Annotated in this window: 18 protein-coding genes and 1 pseudogene; 4 read left to right on the forward strand and 15 right to left on the reverse strand. The window is 62.5% G+C overall.

Annotation, left to right across the window (positions count from 1 at the left end; all coding sequences use genetic code 11):
- Positions 1-14: 14 nt before the first annotated feature.
- Entirely contained in the window at positions 15-3,359 is a 3,345-nt protein-coding gene (locus ACFXS9_RS26005; protein ID WP_392693530.1) for an AAA family ATPase, read from the reverse strand.
- Positions 3,360-3,524: 165 nt separating this feature from the next.
- Positions 3,525-5,084 (reverse strand): 2-isopropylmalate synthase, encoded by a 1,560-nt coding sequence (locus ACFXS9_RS26010; protein WP_392693532.1) that lies wholly within the window; start codon positions 5,082-5,084, stop codon positions 3,525-3,527.
- A gap of 457 nt (positions 5,085-5,541) precedes the next feature.
- Between ACFXS9_RS26010 and ACFXS9_RS26015 the strand changes: the two genes are divergently transcribed.
- On the forward strand, positions 5,542-7,026 hold the full coding sequence (locus tag ACFXS9_RS26015; RefSeq protein ID WP_392700012.1) for a CHAD domain-containing protein: 1,485 nt from the start codon (positions 5,542-5,544) through the stop codon (positions 7,024-7,026).
- Between the two features lie 134 nt (positions 7,027-7,160).
- On the opposite strand, the gene ACFXS9_RS26020 is transcribed toward ACFXS9_RS26015, so the two are convergent.
- The 12 genes and pseudogenes from ACFXS9_RS26020 to ACFXS9_RS26075 form a co-directional block, all read right to left on the reverse strand.
- Entirely contained in the window at positions 7,161-8,087 is a 927-nt protein-coding gene (locus tag ACFXS9_RS26020) for a polyphosphate kinase 2 family protein (RefSeq protein WP_392693534.1), read from the reverse strand.
- A pseudogene (locus ACFXS9_RS26025) lies at positions 8,053-9,064 on the reverse strand (branched-chain amino acid ABC transporter permease). The gene ACFXS9_RS26020 and the pseudogene ACFXS9_RS26025 overlap by 35 nt, the downstream one beginning before the upstream one ends.
- Positions 9,061-9,942: a branched-chain amino acid ABC transporter permease gene (locus tag ACFXS9_RS26030; protein WP_392693537.1), complete on the reverse strand. Its 882-nt coding sequence runs from the start codon at positions 9,940-9,942 to the stop codon at positions 9,061-9,063. Before ACFXS9_RS26030 ends, ACFXS9_RS26025 begins: the two are co-directional and overlap by 4 nt.
- A 12-nt stretch (positions 9,943-9,954) precedes the next feature.
- A complete protein-coding gene (locus ACFXS9_RS26035) occupies positions 9,955-10,659 on the reverse strand; it encodes an ABC transporter ATP-binding protein (protein WP_334383380.1) in 705 nt (234 codons plus the stop codon).
- A 2-nt stretch (positions 10,660-10,661) separates the two neighbouring features.
- Positions 10,662-10,898, reverse strand: a complete 237-nt coding sequence (locus ACFXS9_RS26040) for a hypothetical protein (RefSeq protein ID WP_392693539.1) — start codon at positions 10,896-10,898, stop codon at positions 10,662-10,664.
- Complete coding sequence (locus tag ACFXS9_RS26045) at positions 10,829-11,428, reverse strand: ATP-binding cassette domain-containing protein (protein ID WP_392693542.1); 600 nt, start codon at positions 11,426-11,428, stop codon at positions 10,829-10,831. The genes ACFXS9_RS26040 and ACFXS9_RS26045 overlap by 70 nt, the downstream gene beginning before the upstream one ends.
- Before the next feature lie 33 nt (positions 11,429-11,461).
- Positions 11,462-12,772, reverse strand: a complete 1,311-nt coding sequence (locus ACFXS9_RS26050) for an ABC transporter substrate-binding protein (RefSeq protein ID WP_392693544.1) — start codon at positions 12,770-12,772, stop codon at positions 11,462-11,464.
- A 99-nt stretch (positions 12,773-12,871) separates the two neighbouring features.
- On the reverse strand, positions 12,872-13,588 hold the full coding sequence (locus tag ACFXS9_RS26055) for an NUDIX hydrolase (RefSeq protein WP_392693547.1): 717 nt from the start codon (positions 13,586-13,588) through the stop codon (positions 12,872-12,874).
- Between the two features lie 40 nt (positions 13,589-13,628).
- Positions 13,629-14,657: an ABC transporter substrate-binding protein gene (locus ACFXS9_RS26060; RefSeq protein WP_392693550.1), complete on the reverse strand. Its 1,029-nt coding sequence runs from the start codon at positions 14,655-14,657 to the stop codon at positions 13,629-13,631.
- 915 nt (positions 14,658-15,572) lie between these two features.
- A complete protein-coding gene (locus ACFXS9_RS26065; protein ID WP_392693553.1) occupies positions 15,573-15,890 on the reverse strand; it encodes a hypothetical protein in 318 nt (105 codons plus the stop codon).
- Between the two features lie 1,048 nt (positions 15,891-16,938).
- A complete protein-coding gene (locus ACFXS9_RS26070; RefSeq protein ID WP_392693555.1) occupies positions 16,939-17,727 on the reverse strand; it encodes an ABC transporter permease in 789 nt (262 codons plus the stop codon).
- A complete protein-coding gene (locus tag ACFXS9_RS26075) occupies positions 17,727-18,554 on the reverse strand; it encodes an ABC transporter ATP-binding protein (protein WP_392693558.1) in 828 nt (275 codons plus the stop codon). The genes ACFXS9_RS26070 and ACFXS9_RS26075 overlap by 1 nt, the downstream gene beginning before the upstream one ends.
- A 164-nt stretch (positions 18,555-18,718) precedes the next feature.
- Here ACFXS9_RS26075 and ACFXS9_RS26080 point away from each other — a divergent pair, with 164 nt between their 5' ends.
- The 3 genes from ACFXS9_RS26080 (at position 18,719) to ACFXS9_RS26090 (ending at position 21,512) form a co-directional block, all read left to right on the forward strand.
- Positions 18,719-18,988, forward strand: coding sequence for a hypothetical protein (locus ACFXS9_RS26080; RefSeq protein ID WP_392693560.1), 270 nt, complete (start codon positions 18,719-18,721; stop codon positions 18,986-18,988).
- A 179-nt stretch (positions 18,989-19,167) separates the two neighbouring features.
- Positions 19,168-19,956 carry an ATP-binding cassette domain-containing protein gene (locus tag ACFXS9_RS26085; RefSeq protein ID WP_392693563.1) on the forward strand — a complete coding sequence of 263 codons (789 nt, stop codon included), beginning with the start codon at positions 19,168-19,170 and terminating at the stop codon, positions 19,954-19,956.
- Positions 19,953-21,512 (forward strand): ABC transporter permease/substrate-binding protein, encoded by a 1,560-nt coding sequence (locus ACFXS9_RS26090; protein WP_392693566.1) that lies wholly within the window; start codon positions 19,953-19,955, stop codon positions 21,510-21,512. The genes ACFXS9_RS26085 and ACFXS9_RS26090 overlap by 4 nt, the downstream gene beginning before the upstream one ends.
- 179 nt (positions 21,513-21,691) lie before the next feature.
- On the opposite strand, the gene ACFXS9_RS26095 is transcribed toward ACFXS9_RS26090, so the two are convergent.
- Positions 21,692-23,422 carry a sulfatase-like hydrolase/transferase gene (locus ACFXS9_RS26095; RefSeq protein WP_392693568.1) on the reverse strand — a complete coding sequence of 577 codons (1,731 nt, stop codon included), beginning with the start codon at positions 23,420-23,422 and terminating at the stop codon, positions 21,692-21,694.
- Positions 23,423-23,439: the final 17 nt, after the last annotated feature.

The following is a 23,439-nucleotide window of genomic DNA, read 5'->3' on the forward strand; positions in this document are numbered from 1 at the left end:
ACACCACAGGAGCGTTACCGGAGCGCATCAAGCAGCGCCTTGGCCTCCCGCAGATCGGGAGTATCGAAACCTTCCGTGAACCAGCCATAGACCGGCGCGAGGAGATCATGGGACTGCCGCGGCTTGCCCTGATCACGCCATAGCCGGGCCAAGCTGGCGGTAGTGCGCAGCTCCAGGGCCCTGGCGCTCTGGCGCCTCGCCACGTCAAGCGCACGCCGAAAGCACGCTTCGGCTTCGATCCCGTCGCCGCCTCGCCTCGCCACCGTCAGTTCCCCAATCAAGCGATAGATTTCCGCCTCCCATCGCCGCTCGCCTGTCTCCTCGACAGCGGCCGCAGCTTCGGCCAGCGCATTCAATCCTTGCTCGATTTCTCCGGCGCGCGCCGAAGCTTCAGCCAGCAGCGCGAGATAAAAGGGCCGACGGATGCGCACGCCCGTCTGCCCAACGGCCGCGAGACCTTCACGAATCTCCGCGATCCCTTCCACAGCCTGACCGCGTACCGCTATCGCCCAGCCCCGAAAGATTCTCCCAGCCGCCTCCAAGTGCGGTGCGATGCCGTGCTCGGCGCACACCGCGACCGCGGCTTCCGCTTGCTCCCGGGCCGGCTCGGCTTCGCGCCGATGCTGGTAGATCATCGCTGCGAACACCAGGGCGAGAACAAGGCTAAAAGGATGCGACAGCTCCCGCGCCATGCTCACCGCTTCGCGCGCAGCGGCAAGCGCCTGCTCGGGGAAGCCAAGCGGCCACAGCGTGGCAGCCTCGGTGTATCGGTTGCAGACAGCCGCGTCGTGGCTGCCATAGAGGAATTTATGGGCACGGTACGCGTCCGGCCTATAGAGCGCCAATCCCGCCTCGAGATGCGCCCTGCACGCGGTCAGATCCGGGAGATTGAGAAGGGTTGTCCATGCGGCATGATGCGCCTGCAGGAGGAGCGCCGGATCTGTGCTCTGCCGCGCGAGTGCGAACAGCTCGTCCAGCAGATCGCGAGCCGTCTTAAACTCGCAGCGTTGCTGGTAAACGAGCCACAACCCCCAGCTCACGGTAAAGAGCTGCGCCACATCGCCGGCTTGCCGGCATAGGTCACGGGCACGCAGGTAGACTTGCTCCACCTCCGGTGCCGACCAGCTCTTGGTGCTGATCAGCACCGGCGCAAGCACGAGCTGCAGGTCGAGTTCGCGGCGGGCACGTTCCGCAGGCTCGGCGACCCGATCGATGAGCATCAGCCCCTTGCGGAGATGGGCGATCGCCTCCGCGTGTGCCGAGCGCTCGGCCGCGCGCTGGCCAGCCTTGCGCCAGTAGGTAACAGCGTCTTCCGTGAGGTCAGCCTCGGTGAAGTGGTGCGCCAGCACCTCTGGCTGGGTAGCCGCAATGTCCGGGAAGTTCCCCTCGAGCGCCCGGGCAATGCGCGCGTGCAGCGCCTGCCGCTTGCCGCGCAGCAACGTGCCATAGGCGGTGTCCTGAACGAGGGCATGCTTGAAGCTGTAAGCCGATGAGCCACGGCGGAAAATCAGTTGCGACGCGGCGAGCTGTTCAAGGGCCGACTGCAAGGGCACCTCCGGCAGCGGCGACACGGTCCGTATCAGATCGTCGGTGAACTCCCGGCCAATGGCGGCGCCGCTCTGGGCGACTTCTTTGGCTTCCGGACTGAGACGGTCGAGACGGGCGAGGAGCGAGGCGTGCAGGGTAGCTGGGACGGCGAGTGCACCCGGTGAGGTTCGCGAAAGCACGGCCTTGGCGTCCCCTTCGGCTCCCGCTTCTAGCACAGCCTTGGTCAGTTCCTCCACAAACAGCGGCACGCCGTCCGTGCGGTCGATGATCTCGTGGAGGACCGCGCTGGGCAGCACCTTGTCGCCAACCACCCGCTGTACGAGGGCCGCGGTGTCACGCCGGTTCAAGCGGCCGAGCGCCAGCATCGTGACGTGCGGCTGGCCGATCCACGGTGGCAAGAACTCCGGTCGGAAGGTGAGGAGTAGCAACACCGGCAGTTGCTGCACGCGATCGACCGCCACTTGCAGGAGCTCGAGCGAGGTCGGGTCGATCCAGTGCACATCTTCGAAGACCCACAGCACGGGATTGCGCCGAGACAGATCCTCCACTTGCCGGAGCAGCGCCTGGAGCGTGCGCTCCTTCTTCGCAGGCGGACTGAGCGATACCGGGCAGTAGCGGTCGGCGGGCAATGATAGCAGCTCGGCCAATAGCGGCATGGATTCGGTAGCGGTCGCTGAGGCCGTTAACAGCGCCTCGATTTTGTCGAGCCTGACCGCCGGTGGGTCGTCCCTGGTGAACCCGGCCGCCCGCTCCAGTTGCTTGATGACGGGGTACAGCGCGCTGCCCTGGTGGTGCGGCGAGCAGAAGCAGCGCAAGCGCGAGTACCGTTCGGCTTGCAGCTTCTCCTGGAGGGCCGCCACCAGTCGCGATTTCCCGACCCCGGGCTCCGCTGAGAGCAGCACCACCTGCCCCTCCCCAGAGGTCGCGCGCTGCCACCGGCGCAGCAGCAGTTCGAGCTCTTCCTCGCGGCCGACCAGTGGCGTCAGGCCGGCCGAATGGAAGGCTTCAAACCGGCTCTCGACGGCGCTCGACCGGAGCACCTGATAGGCTTGCACCGGCTGCGGAAAGCCTTTCATCGCGACCGTTCCGAGATCGCGGTACTCGAAAAGATCGCCCAGCAGGTGACGCGTCATGGGACCCACGACGATGGTGTTCGGCTCGCCAAGTGCCTGCAGGCGCGCCGCGAGGTTGGGCGTCTCACCCACCACGGCGCGTTCCAGTGCCTCGCCCGAGCCAGTGAGATCGCCGACCACGACCAGCCCTGTCCCGATGCCGATGCGGACCCGAAGACGCTCGGATGTTTGCAGTTGGTCGACGGCGTCGATGAGCGCCAAACCGGCGCGCACCGCTCGCTCGGCATCGTCCTCATGCGCCTGCGGGTAACCGAAATAAAGCAGTACGCCGTCGCCCATGTACTTCGCGACGAAACCGTCGAAGCGGGCGACCGTCTCAGCGACGCAGCGGTGATAGACGCCAATCACCTCACGCAGGTCCTCGGGGTCAAGACCAGCCGATAGCGCGGTCGAGCCGACGAGGTCGCAGAACATCACGGTGAGCTGCCGCCGTTCGGCCGAAGAGACCGCGCTCAAGCTTGGTGCCGGCGCGGCGCTCGAGTCTCCGGATGCTGAGGGCTTTGGCAGGCAAGCGGCCGCTTTCAATAGCTTCTTGCGCTGGCCAAGCGAGAGACCGAGCTTCTCCAGGTCCGCCTCACTCAGCTCAGGCAGGATATTGAGATCGACGTCGTTCGTCCGCAACACGGGTGCGAGTTGCACCAGGCCAAGCGGCACCAGCCAGCGCTCCAGCTCGTCCACGGCCTTTCTCCTGGCTGGTGTGGACTCTACCAGATCGAGCGTGTGCTCCAAAGTAACTTTGCCGGCTGCAGGGGCTCCAAAAGAAGCCGGCTCGGCCTCAGGCCGATAGTTCCGGGGCCGGTCTTTTGGACCGTCCCGGAATGGCGGAGGTGTGGTGTGGAACGTTCAGCCTGCCGCCGCCGCCGGCATGTCGCGCTGGCGCTTCATGACGATTTTGTTGAGCGCGCCGAGATAGGCCTTTGCGGAAGCGACCAGCGTATCCGGATCGGCGGCGCGCGCCGTCATCGAGCGGCCCTCGTGCGAGAGCCGCACCGAGACTTCGGCTTGCGCGTCGGTGCCTTCGGTGACGGCATGGACCTGGTACAGCTCCAGCTTTGCTTCGTGCGGCACCAGCGCCTTGATGCAGTTGAACACCGCATCGACCGGGCCGTTGCCTTCGGCCTCCTCGATCCTGATCTGGCCGTCGACGTCGAGCTTCATGGTGGCGCGCTGCGGACCATGGGTGCCGGCGATCACCGTCAGCGAGGTGAGCTTGATGCGATCGTGCGAAGCCGCCATTTCCTCGTCGACCAGCGCCTCGATGTCCTCGTCGTAGATGTCCTTCTTGCGGTCGGCCAGCGCCTTCATCCGCGCAAAGGCATCTTCGAGCTGGTTCGGGCCGAGCTTGTAGCCCATCTCTTCCAGCTTGTGCACAAACGCATGTCGTCCGGAATGCTTGCCGAGCACCAGCGAGGACTGCTTTAGGCCGACCATCTCGGGCCGCATGATCTCGTAGGTGGAGGCGTCCTTCAGCACGCCGTCCTGATGGATACCGCTTTCGTGCGCGAACGCGTTACGGCCGACGATCGCCTTGTTGTACTGCACCGGGAACGAGGTCGCCGCCGATACCAGCTTCGAGGCGCGCGTCAACTGCGTGGTGTCGATCTTGTTCCACCACGGAAACTTGTCGTTGCGCACGTTGATCGCCATCACGATCTCTTCGAGCGCAGCGTTGCCCGCGCGCTCGCCGATGCCGTTGACGGTGCATTCGACCTGGCGCGCGCCGCCGGCGATGCCGGCCAGCGAGTTCGCTACCGCCATGCCGAGGTCGTTATGGCAGTGGACGGAGAAGATCGCCTTGTCGGAATTCGGCACCCGCTCGATCAGCGTCTTCATGAAGTGGGTGTATTCCTCCGGCACGGTGTAGCCGACGGTGTCAGGGATATTGACCGTGGTGGCGCCGGCCTTGATGACGGCTTCGACGATCCGGCAGAGGAAATCCATCTCGCTGCGGGTGCCGTCCTCGGCCGACCATTCGACGTCGTCGATCTGGTTGCGGGCGCGGCTGACGTTGGCAATCGAGAGCTCGACCACCTGCTCCGGCGTCATGTTCAATTTCACCCGCATATGCAACGGCGAGGTCGCGATCACGGTGTGGACGCGGCCGCGCTTTGCAAACTTCACCGCTTCGGCGCAGCGATCGATGTCCTTGGGATGCGCGCGCGACAGGCCGGCGATCACGGCGTTCTTGGAGCGGCGGGCAATCTCGCTGACCGCCTGAAAGTCGCCTTCCGACGTGATCGGGAAGCCCGCCTCGATGACGTCGACACCCATGTCGTCGAGCATTTCGGCGACCTCGAGCTTTTCCTCGAACGTCATGGTCGCGCCCGGGCACTGCTCGCCATCGCGCAAGGTGGTGTCGAAAATAACGACGCGGTCCTTCTCGGACTTATTCGCTGATGTCATATGCTGAATTCCTTTTGGATCGTAGCGCCATCTCGCATGGACGCTGAAGGGTCTGGTGATCTCGCTCAAAACCCCTGAGTGCCCAGGCGCAAACGCCCAGACGGCCCTCAGGGGCCGATAAGAAGCAGAAGCCCGCCAAGAAGCAGGGTGGGCGCGGACGCAGCCGGAAGCGCAGGGGCAGCCTTGGCCGCTCCACCCCGAACCCCGTACCTCTCGCTGCGAATCAGCATTGCCAGACCCTTAGGACGCTCAAATCTCGGCCAAAACCATTGACGGTTCGTTGCCGGGACGGCGTTCCGGGGTTGTTCTAGACGAGAATTGCCGCCCGCCGCAATGCCAAAAAGAGGGTCAGAAACGGTGACCTAACGGCCAGGCATCCGGAAGCGCTTTCCGGCGTTACCAGCCTGTAGCGTCAGGCGAGCACCAAATGGCCGTCGAGACTGAAATTAAATTCCAGATGCCGCAGCGCAATCTCGGGGCATCTTCAAGATTGGCGGTGCGCGGCTGCAAAATTGGCAAGCACTCGGAGAGCGATCTGCTGTCGACCTACTTCGACACTCCGAAGCAGAAGCTGAAGCGGCATGGACTTCTGCTCCGGATAAGGCGAGCGAACGGCAAGCACGTTCAAACGATCAAGAAGACGTCCGGCGTTCAGTTCAGCCGCGGCGAGTGGGAAACCGAAATAGGAGGTCGTAGGCCCGATCTCGGCAAGGCGAACGGCACTCCACTTCAGGAGCTTGCTTCGAAGAAGCTGCGGCGCAAGCTGAAGCCGATCTTTGAGACCTCGGTGCATCGCATCACCTTGCCGGTCCGCACCAAGCGGAGCGAATTGGAACTGGCCATTGATCGCGGCAGAATCATCGCGGCAGGGCATACGAGGCGCATCGAGGAGATCGAACTCGAATTGAAAAGCGGACCGGCAACGGATCTGTTTCGCGTCGCGAAAGCTCTGGAGCGAAAGCTGGCGGCCGAGCTCTGTTTGAGAGCGAAGGCAGATCGGGGGTACGATCTCGTCAATGGCAACAGCACTCAAGCTGTCTTTGCCGAGCCGATCGAGCTTGACAGGCGGATGAGCGCAATCGAGGGTTTCCAGGCCATCGCCCGCTCCGCCCTTCATCATTTTTCCGGAAACGCCGATGCCGTCCGTAACCTTGATCCGGAAGGCGTGCATCAGATGCGCGTGGGCTTGCGCCGCTTGCGCGCAGCCATCTCGCTGTTTTCGAAGGCGTTGCCGGTGGCGAAGACCGAAGAGATCAGGACGGAGCTCAGGTGGCTGACAAACGAACTTGCGCCCGCCCGCGAGCTCCACGTCTTCCTGGAGGAGAGGATTGGCCCTGTCGCCCGCGAAATAGTACCGCAGCGGGGCGGCAAAGCTATCGCGAAGCAATTTGCCGATAAACGCGCTGAGGCGCTCGAGCAAGCCAGGAAGGCTGTCAATTCGCCGCGATGCCGCGCGCTGCTCGTCGATGTGCTCGAGTGGATCGAGGCGCAGCACAGCCGCACAAACGGCGCCAACAGCGAACTTGGCGAATTTGCTGCAGAGCTCCTGGATCGGCGCATCCGGAAAGCACAGAAGGACGGCGGAAAGCTGCAAGCGATGACGGCCCACGAGCGGCACAAGTTCCGGATCAGGATGAAGAAGATCAGGTACGCAGCCGAGTTCTTCGAAAGCCTATTCCGCAGCAAAGGCGAGCGAAAGACGCTCGCACGTCTATCGAAACATGCGAAGAAGATTCAGGATGCGCTGGGCTCGCTCAACGACTTCATTGCGGACCGAAAGATGGCGGCAGAGGCCGCGCTCCAGGCCTCACCGCAAGACAGGCGCGCCCGCGCCTTTGTTTCAGGCATTATCGTTGGCCGCGAGGATGAGCAGGCAAGGCCGCTCATGCAAGCGGCTGCAAAAGAACTGCGGGCGCTTCGCCATCTGTCCGCACTTGGCTGATACTTTTGGGGAAACGGCGGAGTGACCTGGCGGCCACGGCCGATCCCGTAGCCCGAGCTGTGAGGGAAGTACCGGCGGCAGGTTTCCCTCCCCCTAGCGGTGCTCATCTCACGCAGGATGTGATGAGCGCAGCTCTACGCACCCTGCTTTTTGGCCCCACCCTCCGCAAGCAGCGCCTCGCGCACTTTGGCGAATTCGCTGCGGTCGGCCTTGTCGACCTTTGGAAAATGCAGATCGAGTCTGTCGAGCGCGCTAACGATGGTCGAGCCGATCACGACGCGGGCGAACCATTTGTGGTCGGCGGGGACGACGATCCAGGGCGCTGCCTGCGAGGCGGTGTGGCGGATCATATCCTGGTAGGCGGCCTGGTATTTCGCCCACAGCGCGCGCTCGCCGATATCGGCCATCGAAAACTTCCAGTTCTTGGCGGGCTCTTCCAGCCGTTCGAGGAAGCGTTCGCGCTGCTCTTCCTTCGATACGTTCAGGAAAAACTTCAGGATCACGGTGCCGTTGCGCGCCAGGTAGCGCTCGATCGCGGAGATGTCTTCGAAGCGCTCCTTCCAGATGTTTTTGGTTACGAGTTGCGGCGGCAACTTCTGCCTGTCGAGAATTTCCTGGTGCACCCGCACCACCAGGCATTCCTCATAATAAGAGCGGTTGAAGATGCCGATCCGGCCGCGCTCCGGCAGCGCGACCATGCTGCGCCACAGGAAATCGTGGTCGAGTTCCTTGGCCGACGGCTGCTTGAACGAAGTGACCTCGCAGCCCTGCGGGTTGACGCCCTCGAACACGCTCTTGATCGCGCTGTCCTTGCCGGCGGCGTCCATGCCCTGGAAGATCAGCAGCAGCGACCAGCGGTCCTGGGCGTAAAGCTTTTCCTGGAAGTCGTTCAGTCGCCTACGATTGGCCTCGATGATCCTGGTCGCCCCCTCCTTGTCGAGACCGCCCCTCTCGTTGGTCTTGTGCGACTTCAGGTGAAAGTCGCCCGTTCCGTCGTAGCGGAACGGGACCACATAGGTTTTTAGTTCATCTGCCAGCGATGGCTGCGACTTCTTGCTCATGTGGTCTTGGGCTTCTTCGGTTGCGCCTTCAGTTTGTCAAGGACGCTACCAAGAATGCCCTTGGGCAGGAAGATGATGAAGACCACAAGCAAAACGCCGTAGACCAGGTTGTCCCAGCCGACCGCCTTGGTACCGAAACCGATCCGCAGCCCTTCCGCGAGCAGGATGGTGATGATGGCGCCGATCGTCGGTCCGAGCGAGACATAGAGCCCGCCGACGATGACGGCGAACACCATCTGCAGCGACACCGCAATGCCGCTGACCGTGTCCGGCGAGATGAACATCTGGTACTGGCAGTACAGCGCGCCGGCGAGCGCGGTCATCAAGGCGGAGATCAGCGTGATCTTGAGCTTTTCGGCTGTCACGTTGACGCCGGCCGCAGCCGCCGCGTCCTCGTCCTCCGAGATCGCCTCCATGGCGTAGCGGCTCATGCTGCGGTCGACCCAGCGCCAGATCAGAAGGCCCACCACCCAGACGCCGAGCGCGATCAGATACCACGTCGTCTTGTCGTCGAACTGCAGCGCCAGCAGCCCCTGGCCGCTGGGCGCGCGGTTCGGCGTGTAACCGAGCGAACCGCCGGTGTAATCACGCGTCGCGGTGATGACCTGCAGCACGATACCGGACAGCGCCAGCGTCACCAGCACGAAATAGTGCCCGGTGATGCGGAAGCGGAAGCAGGGATAGGCGACCACCAGCGCCAGCAAGCCCGCCGCCACCATGCTGAGCGGAATGCCGATCCAGGGCGTGATGTCGAGGTGGTTCCACAACAGCGCCGTGACATAGGCGCCGACGCCCATGAAGCCGCCATGGCCCAGCGACACCAGCCCGAAGCGGCCCATGATCGACCACGAAGTGTAGGCGAACGACCAGATCAGGATCAGCACCAGGATGTGCAGGTGATAAGGCTCACGATAGACGAAAGGCAGCGCGATCAGCGCAGCCAGTCCAACGGCCCAGGCGGTGTAGCGGGAATTCACGAGCGCCTCGCCAAAAGGCCCGCGGGCCGGATGAACATCATGACGATGAAGAAGGCAAAGGCCAGCACGTAACCCCATTCGAGGTCGGAGTACAGGCCGCCCAGCGAAATGATCTGGGCGAATACGAACGCCGCAATGAAACCGCCGACGAAATTGCCGAGCCCGCCGAGCACGCAGATCAAGAACGTGATCGGCCCAAACGACAGCCCGACGAACGGATGCACGTCATACTGCAGCACCAGCAGGCAGGCGGCGAGGCCGGCGAGCGCGCCGCCGAGCGCCGAGGTGATGAGATAGATACGCTTGGTATCGACCCCCATCAGCGACATGATCTGGCGATCCTGCGCAACGGCGCGGATCGCCGTGCCGGTATAGGTGCGCTTCATGAAGAAGTAGATCGCCAGCATGCCGAGCAAGGCGGCGACGAAGGCGAGCAGCCGCGAATAGCTGAAATGCATGTCGCCGATCGCCAGCACCGGCAGGCGGATACCGAGGTTGCGGAAATCGATGCCGAAAGCGACCGTGGCAAAGCTCTGCAGGATGAACAGCACGCCGCCGGTCGCGAGCAACTGGTTGATCGGCGGCGCGGTGAGCAGCGGCGCGATGACAATGTAATGCAGCAGCGCGCCAAGGGCTGCAACCAACAGGATCGCGAGTGGCGCTGCGACCCAATACGGCAGGCCGAACACCTGTACCATGTAGTACATGCCGTACATGCCGATCATGACCAGCTCGGCGTAGCAGATCCATGTGACGTCGATGACGCCGAAGATCAGATTGAGCCCGAGCGCCAAGAGCGCCAGCACGCCGCCGAGCAGGATGCCGTTGACCACGGCTTCCAGCAGATAGATGTCGAAGGTGTCGAGGAATGCCTGCATGCTCGCTTTGCCCTAAACGCCCAAATATGCCTGCTTGATCGTGTCGGTCTTCATCATCTCTTCCGACGTGCCGGACGCGCGGATGGTGCCGGCCTCCAGCAGGTACGCGCGATCGACCACCTTCAGTACCTGCTGCACGTTCTGCTCGACGATCAGAACCGTCAGCCCGCCCGAGCGAATTCGCTTCACCAGCTCGAACACCTGCTGCACCACGACAGGCGCGAGCCCTGCCGAGGGCTCGTCGAGCAGGAGCAATTTCGGATCCGACATCAGCGCGCGGCCGATCGCGCACATCTGCTGCTCGCCGCCCGACAGGGTGCCGGCCATCTGGCTGCGCCGCTCCTTCATGCGCGGAAACAGGTCGAACACGAATTCGAGCCGCTCGGCGTATTTGGCGCGCGCGCCCGGCATGTAGGCGCCCATCTTCAGATTGTCGTCGACGGTGAGCCGTGGAAACAGCCGGCGGTTCTCCGGCACGTGCGCAATGCCAAGGTCGACGATGCGATGCGCCGGCGTCGCCACGACGTCGCGCCCTTCCATCGTGATCGAACCTTCGGTGGGGCGGATCAGGCCCGAGATCACGCGCATCAGCGTGGTCTTGCCGGCGCCGTTCGGGCCGATCACGCCAACCGCCTCGCCAGCCCTGACCTCGAGATTGATGCCGAACAGCGCCTGGAAGCTGCCGTAACCCGCGTCGAGCGATCTGAGTTCGAGCATACTTACACCCCTGCCCGACGGCGCGCTTCCGCCGCCGCGGCCTGGCTCGAATCCGCATCCGTCCCGAGATAGACCTCGATCACCCGCGGGTCGCTCGCCACCGCGCTCGGCAGGCCTTCCGAAATCTTCTCGCCGTGATCGAGCACCATCACGCGATCGACCACCCGCATCAACACGCCCATGATGTGCTCGACCCAGATGATGGTGATGCCGAGCTCGTCGCGGATCTTGCGCAGCATGTCGGCGGCCTGATCCATCTCGTGCTCGTCGAGCCCGCCGAGGCTTTCGTCGGCGAGCAGAAGTTTCGGCCCGGTGGCGAGCGCCTTGGCGAGTTCGAGTTTTTCAGGCCGGCGGCACCTAAGCCATCGACGCCGGCGTGGCGGCTGGTCGGCAGGCCGACCATGGCCAGCGCGCGTTCGGCGGCCTCATCCGCGCGGGCGCGGCTGTGGCTGCCCTGGCCGTAATAGCCCGCGAGCGCCACATTCTCGAATATCGTGAGCCGGTGAAACGGCCGCGGGATCTGGAAGGTGCGGCCGATGCCGCCGTTGATAATGCGGTGCGGCGCCTTGCCCGCGATCTCCGTTCCGTTGAACACAATCGATCCCGCCGTCGGGATCAGCGTGCCCGACAGCATGTTGAAGATCGTGCTCTTGCCGGAGCCGTTCGGGCCGATCAGGCCGAGAATCTCGCCCTGCTCGACCCGGAACGACACGTTGTTAACAGCGGTGAAGCCGCCGAAGCGTTTCACCAATCCGTCTACCGTCAGCACTCCAGAACCTCCGCTTAGCCGTTTGCCCGGCTCTTACTGGTTGCTGAACGTGGTTCCCTTCGGCAGCGGCAGCACGGCCTCGCGCTGCGCCTGGCTCTTCGGCCACACCACATACGACTTATCGTCAACATACTGGATGACAACAGGGAACGAGCGTTCGTTCTGGCCGGCCATCTGGGTGCCCTCGCCGTGGAACTTGACGCCGAAGCCCAGCATGGTGCCGCCTTCGGGAATATCGGTCTCGAGCGCTGCCTTGCGCAACGCATCGGGATCGACGCCGCCATATTTCTTGATGGCGCGCGGCAGCACCTCGGTCAAAAATAGATAGGTGTTGGATGCCGCCATGCCGACATGCGCGGAGCGAATCGCGACGCCCGGCTTGGCCTTGTCGAACTCCTCGCCGACCATCTTGATGACGGGCGGCAGCTTCGGATCCATCGATTTCTGGTTGGCGAGCCAGATCGAGATCGGGTCGGTGTTGAAGACATAGTTGACGTCGGAGCCCAGACCTTCCTTCAGCTTCTCGTAGACGCCATAGCCCGCGCCGTGGCCGACGAGAGCAGCGAATTTCAGGCCCTGCTCGCGCGCCTGGCGGCCGAACAGGGTGATGTCGGGGTTGTAGCCGGTGTGGAAGACCACGTCGGGCCGGGCGCGCTTCAGTTTCGTCACCAACGAAGAAAGATCCGGCGCCGTGGCAGAATAGCCTTCCTTCAGCACGACGTTGAAGCCGGCCTTCTTGGCGCCGACCTCGTTGCCCTTCGAGACGTCGACGCCGTAGGCGCCGTCCTCGTGGATGATGGCAACGCGCAGATCCTTCGGCTCCTTGCCGAGCTTCGCCTTGGAATTCTGTGCGATGAAATCCATCGTCATCATGCCGAACTGGTCGCCGGAGGCTTGCGGCCGGAATACGTATTTGAAGTTCTTGTCGGCCAGCACCGCGGATGAGATGCAGGTCGTGATCCACATGAAGTTCTTGAGCTGCTCGACGCGCGCGGCCACCGGCACGCATTGCGCCGAGGAGAAGAAGCCGAGCAGCATGTTGACCTTTTCCTGCTCGATCAGCCGCACCGCCTCGTTGATCGCGACGTCGGGCTTGCTCTGGGCGTCGGCATAAACCGCTTCGACCTTGTAACCCTCGACGCCGGTCTTGGCGTACTGGTCGAGCATGATCTTGGCGCCGATATATTGCAGCTCCGAACCGCCGCCGGCGAGCGGGCCGGTCAGGTCGTAGATGACGCCGATCTTGATTTTCTTTTCCTGAGCCTCGGCGGAAATCGCCATCCCCAGCACCGCGATTGCGGCAGACAGTCCGACGAGAAGGCGTGCAGCTTTGCGCCCCGGCATGAAATTCTCCCTGGATTATTTTTTGTGCACTGCATTTTCTTGTTCTTGGTTGGCGCCTATCACATTGGTAGCGCGACCAGATGTCAAGCGCATTGCGCGTCATGGCCGGGAAGCGAGCTGCGCCTCGATGAACGCCGTGACAAAACGCGGCATTGCCGAATTCAGATCGCGCGCGCTGCGCACGACGTGAATGGCCGACAGTTCCGGTTGACGCTGCGAGGCGAGGTTGCGCTCGATCCGCTCGCGTAGATCGTCGCCCGGCATGTTGACGCGCAGGACGCGGATCATCGCGAGCGTAGGCCCGGTGTAGAAGCAATACCAATGCGGCTCGCTGTCGTATTCGCCGGGGGCAAGGCCGGTCTCTTCCTCGAGCTCGCGCGTGACGCTGCCGGATATATCGACCGCGCCGTCCCTGATATCGTCGAGGTCCGGCGTGCCTGACGGAAAATAGATGCGCCCGGCATTCGCCGTGTGCGGGCCCATCTCGCCGAGCACAAGGGCGCCATCGGCGCAGAGTAGCGCGCCCATGCCGAAACCGTTGAACACGCTCGCGTCGGGAAAGCCCCAGTCGCGCCAGGCCAGAAAACTGGCGAAGTCGGTTTCGAAATAGCTGGCGCTCAAACGGTCGCCTGAGAACACCGGGTTGCGCCCGAGCAGGACGCGGCCGTTCCACAATGTAGGCTTTTCGCGCTGTTTCTCGGAAAAATGCGCATCGATGTCCGCGCGCCGCGCTTCCGCGAACGGCCACGCCCACGTTTCGACCACAAGATCGAGCCTGCTGACGCGATGAAGGGCCGGAGGCCTCGTGCCATTCATCGCTTCACATCGCTCGATTTCACGCCGATCCTATCCCTTTTCACTTCGGATTGGCGCCCGTGGTTTTCCTGGCCTGCTCGACATATTTGTTGGTGTACGTCTTGGTCACGTCGATATTGGCTTTCGCCACCTCGGGCGAGCCTTCGCTGAACACGGCGAGCACCGCGTCGGCGCCCTTCGGGTCCATCAAACCGGTTTGCGAGTACATCGGGATCGTGTTCTTCAGCGCGGCGAGATAGAGCGCCTTGTCCTTGCCGACCATTCCCTCCGGCATCTTCGCCATGATCTCTTCCGGCGAATGCGAATGGATCCAGTTGAGCGTATTGACGATCGCGTTGGTGAGTGCCTGCACTTCCTTCTCGTGCGACTTGATCCAGGCCGTCGTGGTGTAGAGCGCACCGCCCGGATACTCGCCGCCGAACACGGCCAGCGTGTCCTTTTGCGAGCGGGTGTCGGCCAGTATCTTCAAATCCGGATAGCTGCCTTGCAAAACGGTGACGGACGGATCGAGCATCACGGCGGCGTCGATCTGGCCCTGCTGCATCGCCGCCACCGCGGTGGCCCCTAAGCCGACGCCGATCACCGCGGCGCTGGTCGGATCGAGGCCGTTCTTCTTCAACAGATATTTTAAGAAGAAATCGGTCGAGGAGCCCGGCGCGCTGACGCCGACCTTCTTGCCGGCCAGATCCTTGATTGATTTGATCTCGCTGGTGTGCGCGGGCGACACGACAAGCACCAGGCCGGGATAGCGGTCGTAGATCACGAAGGACTGCAGCTCCTGCTTCTTGGCAGCCAGGTTGACGCAATGGTCGAAATAGCCCGAAACCACGTCGGCGCTGCCGCCAAGCACCGCTTTCAGCGCGTCCGAGCCGCCCTTGAGGTCGACCAGTTCGACCGCCACGCCCGCCTTTTCATATTCGCCGAGCTGTTTGGCCAGCACCGTCGGCAGGTAGCACAGGCAGGCGCCGCCGCCGATCGCGATGGTGACCTTGCTTTGCGCTGCGGCAAATCCCGAGGTCAGTGTGAGCGCCAGCAGCGAAGCGGCCAGCCGGCCGAACAGTTTCTTCATGTGTTCCTCCATTCGTTGGCGGCAAGATAGAGCAGCGCAACCGCGTTGAGAAGGCGCCGCCGTTCCGGACGGACGCCCCCTCCTCCGTCAATTGCGAGGAGTGACAGCGACGAAGCAATCCAGATTGATTGATGTGGCTTACCGGACGTCCACTATGCCCGGATAGCGACCAAATTCCGCATCCCGGCGGAATGACGCGATGTGCCACAAGCCGACATAGGCCGTTGAGGGCCAGATGGCCTTTAGCAAATCTCGGCCTGCAGGATGGCTGGGCCATTCTAAACAATCGACGGGTCGCGTAATTCGGAAGGACTTGAAGTCCAAGGATGATGCGCGGAGCTACATCAACACTGTCTTGCGTTCGCAAGTGGTCGGTCGCTGAATGCTGAAGCTTTGCGACGACAGCACGCCGGCCATTGATACCATTGCCGGCGGGGCTGTGAACGGTCATCTTCGGCTTGATGCCCTTATTGATCAGGGCTGCTCTATATTGCCGGGATGGCGCCATGACCGCACAGGGTATTGGCCGCCACGATACATACGTCCCTCACCACGATAATCCCGCCCAGCTCCGTGCGGATAGCAACGTCCATCTCTATCATTGAAATCGTAACCGTGCGGACACTGGCCACTGCCCGGGCCACGGAATTGAGCTTGATGAATCAAAGAACCGCTGTCTGCAACGGATGGCGCCGTGTGCACGAGCATTGCGGCAAAAACTATGAGGGTACCTCGAAGCAACATGTTCGTCCTCCCAGTTTACCCACGATGCAAGCAGGTTAAGAAGAACGACACTTGTTCCGATTTGTTCCATCGCCCCGGCGGCAGCAAAGATGCAGATACTGAATATGGAGACTACATGATCAAGCTTACTGCCAAGCAAGCATCGTTCTGCAGGGAATACGGCACGCGCTATTAGATGACAGCACGGCGATGAGCGCGATCAAATTTTCGCCGATCGTCGATCGCGATCCAAGCACAAAGCCATGCCAGACCTAACGGCACGATCTCAAAGAGGAAGAGCTTCGGATACAATTTATCTTCGCGCAGCCAGCCAAACACGACTAGGTGCACCAAGAAAAACCATAGCGGAGGCAAGAACGCCAGCACCGAAAATAAGACCGCGCCGTTTCTGAAAAGTCCTCGTCCGAATTTCAACGCTGTTATCGCCGGCAACGTGCTGACGCAGGCAATGCCTAGGTACACTGACAAAATCACGAAAGAGCGCAACATGGAGACGTTCCGGCCTCAGTCCAGCTAATGAGGTTTGTAGTCAAGTCCGGTAAACGGAGCATGTTTTTCGTGTGCTCTCGACTAAACTACGATTAAGAGATTGTTTACCTTGGTGGATCGCTGAATAGCCCGCAGAAGTCCGCTACGGGTCAATTGCGTCATTTGGTCGTCGGCCGACTGCTTCCGGCCTTCCACTGGAAACGGACATCGTCAGGGTTGGTCGCCATGCATCAAAGGTGCCAAACAGCAGACTTCGACAGACCACCACGGAAGCGAGCCCAACGCGGTCGCCTGATCAGTCGCTCAGTCTGCCAAGAACCCACGTTCGGTTGAAGAACGGCTCGGCTCGGCCCGTACAGACGGAAATAGTCGAACCAGGATCTTGCCCGGGATCATGGCCACCAAATCGCGCGAGATTAGCCGCAGCGTCGCGACCAGCGCTACATGTCAACGCTAACTGATCCGCAGGGCTTGAACGTTTGGAGCGAGCGCCCGTGCAAGCACCCCTCATGTTTCTGGGCGTAGGCAAGCACGCCCATGACAATCAAAGCTAGCACGACCAATCCGGCTACTAAGTTCTGCGCCATGGCTGCCACTCCAGGTGAACTCATGAACAATGGCGACCGGCGCGGATCGTGGGGATTAACGCCGGGCAGCGCTCCCTCTCGAGGCTATTCCCTAACAGCCGACGTGACTACGGCTTAATCGTGTTCGCCTCGGGCCAGAGGCCGACATCGGGAGGAGGCTGGCGTACGGCCGCGCAGTCAGGCCTGGGCACGTTTAGTGCGGCAGCGCTTGCGCAGAAGGCCAAAGTCGTTCGTGAACCACGGGAGAAAATTCGGAGCATTAGCTGATTCACGGGAGCCATTGCGGCTTGATGGCGCTGCCGGGGATGTGATTCAAACTCGCAACTGGGGCCCTCGAATCAGGCGCTACGAACTCAGTGTTTATCAATGGACCGCCATCAAACGATGCTGCCAAACAAGCCGCGCGGCGTTCGACGCGTAAATGACCGTCGCGTGCTCAAGGCATCTTGACGGCAAGAGCGCTAGCCCCTGCCCTCCGCCGCCGCCGGCCGCCACACCAGAAGCCGCCGCTCGACCAGCGTCACGCCGAAGTCGATCAGGATGACGAAGGCGGACAGCACGAACATGCCAGCGAACACGGCCGCGACGTCGAACACGCCTTCGGCCTGCTGGATCAGGTAGCCGAGACCGGCCGCCGATCCCAGATATTCGCCGACCACCGCACCGACCACGGCAAAGCCGACCGCCGTGTGCAGCGAGGAGAACATCCACGAAAGCGCCGACGGCCAGTAGACGTGCCGCGTCAACTGCCGCTCGCTCATGCCGAGCATACGGCCATTGTCGAGCACGGTGTTCGAGACTTCCTTGACGCCCTGATAGACGTTGAAGAACACGATGAAGAACACCAGCGTCACGCCGAGCGCGACCTTGGACCAGATGCCGAGCCCCAGCCACAGCGTGAAGATCGGCGCCAGCACCACGCGCGGCAGCGCGTTGATCATCTTCACATAGGGATCGAACACCGCAGCGACGCGCGGCTGGCGTGCGAACCAGAAGCCGACCAGGACGCCAGCGACCGAGCCGATCACGAAGGCGAGAATCGATTCCCAGAGCGTGATAATCAGGTGCTTCCAGATCACGCCGGAGGAAAACCATTTGACGATCTGGCTGCCGACATCGATCGGGTTGGAAAAGAAGAACGGCGGTAGCAGGATTTTACCGAACACCGGCACCGTGGTGAGGAACTGCCACACCGCCAGGGCTACGACGGCGACCAGCAATTGCAATAGGAGCAGCGTCGAGCGGGACATCAGCCTGCCTCCGCACTTCGCGTGGATTGTACGTAGCCCTTCATCACTTCGTCCTTCAACACGCTCCAGATCTCCCGGTGCAGTTCGTGAAAGTCCTTCTCCATGCGGACTTCCGAAATATCGCGCGGCCGCGGCAGTTTTACCCGCCAGTCGCCGATGATGCGCGCGCTTGGCCCTGCCGACATGATCACGACGCGATCGGCCAGCGCGATCGCCTCTTCGAGATCGTGGGTCACAAACAGCACCGCCTTGCGGTCGGCGTTCCATAATTCGAGCAGCAGATTACCCATGATCTGCCTTGTCTGGGCGTCGAGCGGACCGAACGGCTCATCCATCAGCAATATTTTTGGATCACGTATCAGGACCTGCGCCAGACCGACGCGCTTGCGCTGTCCGCCGGAGAGCATGTGCGGATAGCGGTTGGCGAAGGCGCCGAGTCCGACCGACGTCAGCCAACCCTGCGCGCGCTGCAGCGCCTGTTCGCGCGGCGCGCCCTTGATCTCGAGCCCGATGGCGACGTTGTCGAGTGCGGTCTTCCAGGGAAACAGCGCATCGGCCTGGAAGAGATAGCCGGCCTCGCGGTTCAACCCGGTCAGCGGCTGGTCGAAGATTCTTACCGATCCCGCCGCCGGCCTCAAAAGCCCGGCTGCAACGTTAAGCAATGTCGATTTTCCGCAACCCGTCGGCCCCACGATGGCGACGAACTCGCCATCGGCGACGGACAAATTGGCCTTCTCCACGGCCGTATAGACGCGGTCGCCGGCCACGCGAAACGCCACCGTCGCATCGCCAAGCGCGACCGCTGCCGGCTGTGCGGTATCCGCCATGTTTTCTTCCCCAAAAGATTTGAACGGATGCCTTAGCCGCTACAAAGGATAAGTTCAACGCGGCGCTGCAACGCGGATCGGTCGCCCCAACATGCCTTCCAGAAGGGTACAGGTTGCTGCAAACTGCATAAGTAGCCTGCGATTCGTAGATGTCTTGGGGAGCCATGAACGAGACTTTGATATCCGCCTGCACCATGTTTCTCGTTCCGGCAACGCTTTTGTTTGGCGCTTTAGGTGTCGCGAACTCGTCCTTTCTCAAGATGCTCGTCTGCCTGCTTGGTCTAGGCACGGCAGGACTGTGGCTCTACCGGATATGGTGGTGGACCAACCTGTCTTTGATTGATCGCAGAACGGCACTTGGTCTTGCTGGCATGTATGCGGGCGCGTGGGTGGTGACATTCCTGGTGCAGTTGAAGAATGTATTCTCCCGCTGACTGAATCCGTATTGCTGAAAATCCTGTCAGTTTGAAGATAGGGGACCGGGCAAACCGTCGACCATCTCGAACCAATTGCTTCACAACAATGGGGGACTTGAAGTCCCACATTCGCGACCGGGCCATTTATCGGCTATCACTATACCCTTCAGGAACCGCCAAGGTTGGGACCGCGCCGAATGCCCGCCACGCCACTGATCGCCTATGCGCATGTCGGCAAGACGTTCGACGCCGGCCGCGTGGTGGCCGTCGACGACGTCTCGCTCGACGTCGCCGAGGGCGAACTCCTCGCCATCGTCGGTGGCTCCGGCTCGGGCAAGACCACGCTATTGCGGCTCGCCAATCGCCTGATCGAGGCTGACTCTGGCACCATCACGGTCGAAGGCGAGGATGTCCGCAACGTCGATCCGATCCTGTTGCGGCGGCGGATCGGCTATGTCTTTCAGAGCGGCGGGTTGTTTCCGCATCTGACCGTCGCCGGCAATATCGGCATCACGCCAAAGCTGCTTGGCACGCGGCCTGCCGAGATTTCCGTGCGGGTGGATGAACTGCTCGAACTTGTCAGGCTCGACCGCACGCCATATCGCGACCGGCTGCCGCATGAACTCTCCGGCGGCCAGCGCCAGCGCGTCGGCGTGGCGCGGGCGCTCGCCGCACGCCCGCGCATCATGCTGATGGACGAGCCGTTCGGCGCGCTCGACCCCTTGACCCGCGACGCGCTCGGCGACGATTTTCGCGAGTTGCACAAGAAACTTGGCCTGACCACCGTCATGATCACGCATGACATGACGGAAGCGATCCTGCTCGCCGATCGCATCGCGATCATGTGCGACGGGCGGCTGTTGGCGCAGGGCACGCCGGCCGAGCTTTCCAAATCCGACGACGCTTACGTCGGCGAACTCCTGCGCACCCCACGGCGGCAGGCCGAGCGGCTGAGTGCATTGCTTCCTCGCGAGGGTGCGGCATGAGCATCTTCGCCGATCCGCGCTGGGGCGAGGCGCTGGGCCATTTGCCCGATTATCTCGGCAACCACGTCCGCGTCAGCGTCGCCGCGCTGGTGCTGGGGTTACTCGTCAGCCTGCCGCTCGCGATCATCGCACGCCATCGGCCGGTGATGCGCGGCGGGCTGCTCGGGCTTGCCAGCATCGTGCAGACGGTGCCGGGGCTGGCGCTGCTGGCGCTATTCTATCCGCTGCTCCTGGCGCTCGCGGCGTTGTCGCTGTCATGGTTCGGCGTCAGTTTTTCCGCGTTCGGATTTTTGCCCGCGGTGCTGGCGCTGGCGCTCTATTCGATGCTGCCGGTGCTGCGCAACACCATCACCGGGCTGCAGGGCGTCGACGCTGCAATCCTGGAAGCGGCGCAGGGCGTCGGCATGACGCCGCGGCAATCGCTGTTCACGGTGGAATTGCCGCTGGCGCTGCCGGTGATGATGGCAGGCATCCGAACTTCGGCCGTCTGGGTGATCGGCACCGCGACGCTGTCAACGCCGATCGGCCAGACCAGCCTCGGCAATTACATCTTTGCAGGGCTGCAGACCCAGAACTGGGTGTTCGTGCTGTTCGGCTGCCTGGCCGCCGCGGTGCTGGCGCTCGCGGTCGATCAGTTGCTGGCGCTGATCGAAGGCGGCTTGCGCAACCGCAGCCGTTTTCGCGCGACACTGGGCAGCGTCGGCATTGCGGCGCTCGTCGCAGCCACGCTGACGCCTAACCTGGTGCGGCCGCAGACGAACTACATCATCGGAGCCAAGACTTTTGCCGAGCAGTACGTCCTGTCGGCCTTGATGTCGCAGCGGCTGAAGGAGACTGGGCTTTCGGCAACGACGCGCGAAGGTCTCGGCTCCAACGTGATCTTCGAAGCGTTGGCGGCTGATGATATCGACTTCTACATCGACTATTCCGGCACGCTGTGGGCCAACCAGTTTCACCGCACCGACATCAAGCCGCGTCAGGAGCTCGTGGCCGAGCTGAAGACGATACTAGCGAAGCAGAACATCACACTGCTCGGCGAACTCGGTTTCGAGAACGCCTATGCACTGGTGATGCCGCGCAAGCGCGCCGAGCAGTTGGGTATCCGCACCGTCGCCGATCTCGCCTTGCGCGCCGCAAACATGTCGATCGCCGGCGACTATGAATTCTTCTCGCGGCCCGAATGGGCCGCGCTACGCAGGGCCTACGGCCTGTCGTTCCGCGGCCAACGTCAGATGCAGCCGGACTTCATGTATGCGGCGGTCGCCTCCGGCGAAGTCGACGTCATCGCCGGCTACACCAGCGACGGGCTGATCGCGAAATACGATCTGGTGGTGCTCGGCGATCCCAGGCACGCAATCCCGCCCTATGATGCGATCGTGCTGCTCGCGCCGAAGCGCGCCAGTGACGAGGCCTTGCGCAAGGCGCTGGCCCCGCTGCTCGGCAGGATCGACATCGCCACCATGCGCGAAGCAAACCTGCGCGCATCCGGCAACGACGCCGCGAGTTCACCGGATGCGGTAGCGCAGTGGCTGTGGGAGAAGGTGGGGAAGAGGTGACTCGCTGTCATTGCTGTGTGCAACGGGGGTTGCTCGCCGCGGATTGGGGAGGAGATTTGCGTAATATGCGCGGCTCGTTCGGCGAATAGATGGTGGGGACGCGGAGCCTGTCATCGGGCGCGCATTTGCGCGACCCGGTGGCTTTGCCACCCTACGAGACCTCGCCATAACGGCGAACGTCAAAGCCCCTTGATCATGCCGGCGTCGATCAGAAGCCGGTTGAACCGGCGCGCCTCCGCGCCTTTCCTGCAGTCATAGAAGGCTCCCTTGCAGCGGAGCATGATGCTCTTCTGCTCTGCAAAGGTCGGATCGAGCGGGATGCCGGCGGCTTCCTGCAGCACGAGGGGGATGTACGCCGCGTCGAGCGTTTCGAGTGCCGATGACAGGTTGCGCGGCTGATAGTTGATGCCGTCGATAGCATAGTAGGTGGAGAAGTAGCGTGGATCGGCGGCCATCACCCGTTTCGCCAGCGTCGCCTGATCGATCCCGGGCTCCAGCATCTTTTGCGAGATCGCCGGCTGGTGATCGCCGAAACGCAGCACCAGGAATGACTGGTCCGGATAGTCGCGCTTCAGCCGCGCGGTGAATTCGCGATAGTCGTTGGCCGTCATGGTCTGGCGGCGAATGTATTCATCGACCTCCGCCGTGTTGCCCGGCGGCGTCCAGCCCGGCGGCGTCAGATCGGGCCGGTAGACGTCGGTCCAGGGAAAATGGTTGGCCGTGAGGTAGACGAACATGAAGACCGGCGCCTGCTGAGGCTGCTCGCGCGCAAACACCTTTAGCGCCTGATCGAAATAGAACTTGTCGGGCTGCATGTCCTGGTTCACGCCCATATCCGCCATGTCGACGAAATGGCCGACGCCGGCTCCCTTCTGGAAGGTGCGCGCGCCAAGGAAGTTGCCGTAGGTCGGATAGAGCGAGAAGGTCTTGTACCCGCAGTTCCGCAGCGCCTGTGGCAGTCCACGGGTCACGCGACCCGCGGTTATCCTCGTCACGTAGAACTTGAGATCGCCGAACGACCGCGCCGAGAGGCCCGTCAGCACGTTGAACTCGGTGTACCAGGTCGGACCGCCGGTTGCCTCCGCCATCATGGTGCGCTGCTTGCCGTCGATGGACTTGAAGTAGTCGGCATATCCCGCCGGCACCTTGATGCCTGGTGCGGACGTGATGTCGAAGCTCGACTCGTCGAGCAGCATGATAATGTGCGGCCGCTTTGCGTCGGCATCGCAGGCCGCGTCAGGCGGCAGCGCCGAAAGGCCGGCGGCGTGCGCTTCCCGTCCGAGGCGAAGCGGGGCGGTTGCCGGCGGATCGGCGTCGATCCATCCCGTCGAAGCCAGCCGCGACACCGCCACCACGCCCGAGCGCGCGAGACTGGAAATGTGGTTGATGCCCTGGAACGGTTCCCACGGCTGCTCGGGACATGCGACCGACATCGCCGATATCGATGCAATGCTGGCGGCCAGACCGATCAACGCCAGGCGTCGCCGCACCCGGAACGGATCGAAACGCCAGACCAGCCACAACAGCGGCACGGCAACGATCCCCGCCATGATCAACTGCGTCTGCAATCGCGGAAACACCGAGAGCAGAAACGAAAACGTATCACGGTCGACGATCAGGAAGTCGAGGAACGTCAGGGTGAGCTGCAGGATGCCGAATTTGAAGCGTGACAGCTCGATCAGGATCACGATGAGCGTCACTGCAATCGCTGCACAGATGCCGGGCCGCTGCAGCACGAGCAGCAGGAAGCAGTTCACGAAAACCCACGCCAGCATGGCCAGCGTGATCGCAAACGGCCCGTATTCGCTGGTGAGCAGGACCACGAGCCCCGCCAGATGGACGGCGATAATCAGGCCAGCCGGAACAAAGAACCGGGCGCCGCGCGATTCCGCGCGGATGCTTTCGCTCATTCCCCGTTCAGCGCCGG

This window comes from Bradyrhizobium sp. RDI18, from assembly GCF_043203335.1.
GTDB lineage: Bacteria > Pseudomonadota > Alphaproteobacteria > Rhizobiales > Xanthobacteraceae > Bradyrhizobium > Bradyrhizobium retamae.

Bases quoted from the DNA above. Each gene is read 5' to 3' on its own strand.
- ACFXS9_RS26010 (WP_392693532.1), bottom strand. From the start codon at position 5,084: ATGACATCAGCGAATAAGTCCGAGAAGGACCGCGTCGTTATTTTCGAC.
- ACFXS9_RS26015 (WP_392700012.1), top strand. From the start codon at position 5,542: ATGCCGCAGCGCAATCTCGGGGCATCTTCAAGATTGGCGGTGCGCGGC.
- ACFXS9_RS26020 (WP_392693534.1), bottom strand. From the start codon at position 8,087: ATGAGCAAGAAGTCGCAGCCATCGCTGGCAGATGAACTAAAAACCTAT.
- ACFXS9_RS26030 (WP_392693537.1), bottom strand. From the start codon at position 9,942: ATGCAGGCATTCCTCGACACCTTCGACATCTATCTGCTGGAAGCCGTG.
- ACFXS9_RS26035 (WP_334383380.1), bottom strand. From the start codon at position 10,659: ATGCTCGAACTCAGATCGCTCGACGCGGGTTACGGCAGCTTCCAGGCG.
- ACFXS9_RS26040 (WP_392693539.1), bottom strand. From the start codon at position 10,898: ATGCTGCGCAAGATCCGCGACGAGCTCGGCATCACCATCATCTGGGTC.
- ACFXS9_RS26050 (WP_392693544.1), bottom strand. From the start codon at position 12,772: ATGCCGGGGCGCAAAGCTGCACGCCTTCTCGTCGGACTGTCTGCCGCA.
- ACFXS9_RS26055 (WP_392693547.1), bottom strand. From the start codon at position 13,588: ATGAATGGCACGAGGCCTCCGGCCCTTCATCGCGTCAGCAGGCTCGAT.
- ACFXS9_RS26060 (WP_392693550.1), bottom strand. From the start codon at position 14,657: ATGAAGAAACTGTTCGGCCGGCTGGCCGCTTCGCTGCTGGCGCTCACA.
- ACFXS9_RS26065 (WP_392693553.1), bottom strand. From the start codon at position 15,890: ATGTTGCGCTCTTTCGTGATTTTGTCAGTGTACCTAGGCATTGCCTGC.
- ACFXS9_RS26070 (WP_392693555.1), bottom strand. From the start codon at position 17,727: ATGTCCCGCTCGACGCTGCTCCTATTGCAATTGCTGGTCGCCGTCGTA.
- ACFXS9_RS26075 (WP_392693558.1), bottom strand. From the start codon at position 18,554: ATGGCGGATACCGCACAGCCGGCAGCGGTCGCGCTTGGCGATGCGACG.
- ACFXS9_RS26080 (WP_392693560.1), top strand. From the start codon at position 18,719: ATGAACGAGACTTTGATATCCGCCTGCACCATGTTTCTCGTTCCGGCA.
- ACFXS9_RS26085 (WP_392693563.1), top strand. From the start codon at position 19,168: ATGCCCGCCACGCCACTGATCGCCTATGCGCATGTCGGCAAGACGTTC.
- ACFXS9_RS26090 (WP_392693566.1), top strand. From the start codon at position 19,953: ATGAGCATCTTCGCCGATCCGCGCTGGGGCGAGGCGCTGGGCCATTTG.
- ACFXS9_RS26095 (WP_392693568.1), bottom strand. From the start codon at position 23,422: ATGAGCGAAAGCATCCGCGCGGAATCGCGCGGCGCCCGGTTCTTTGTT.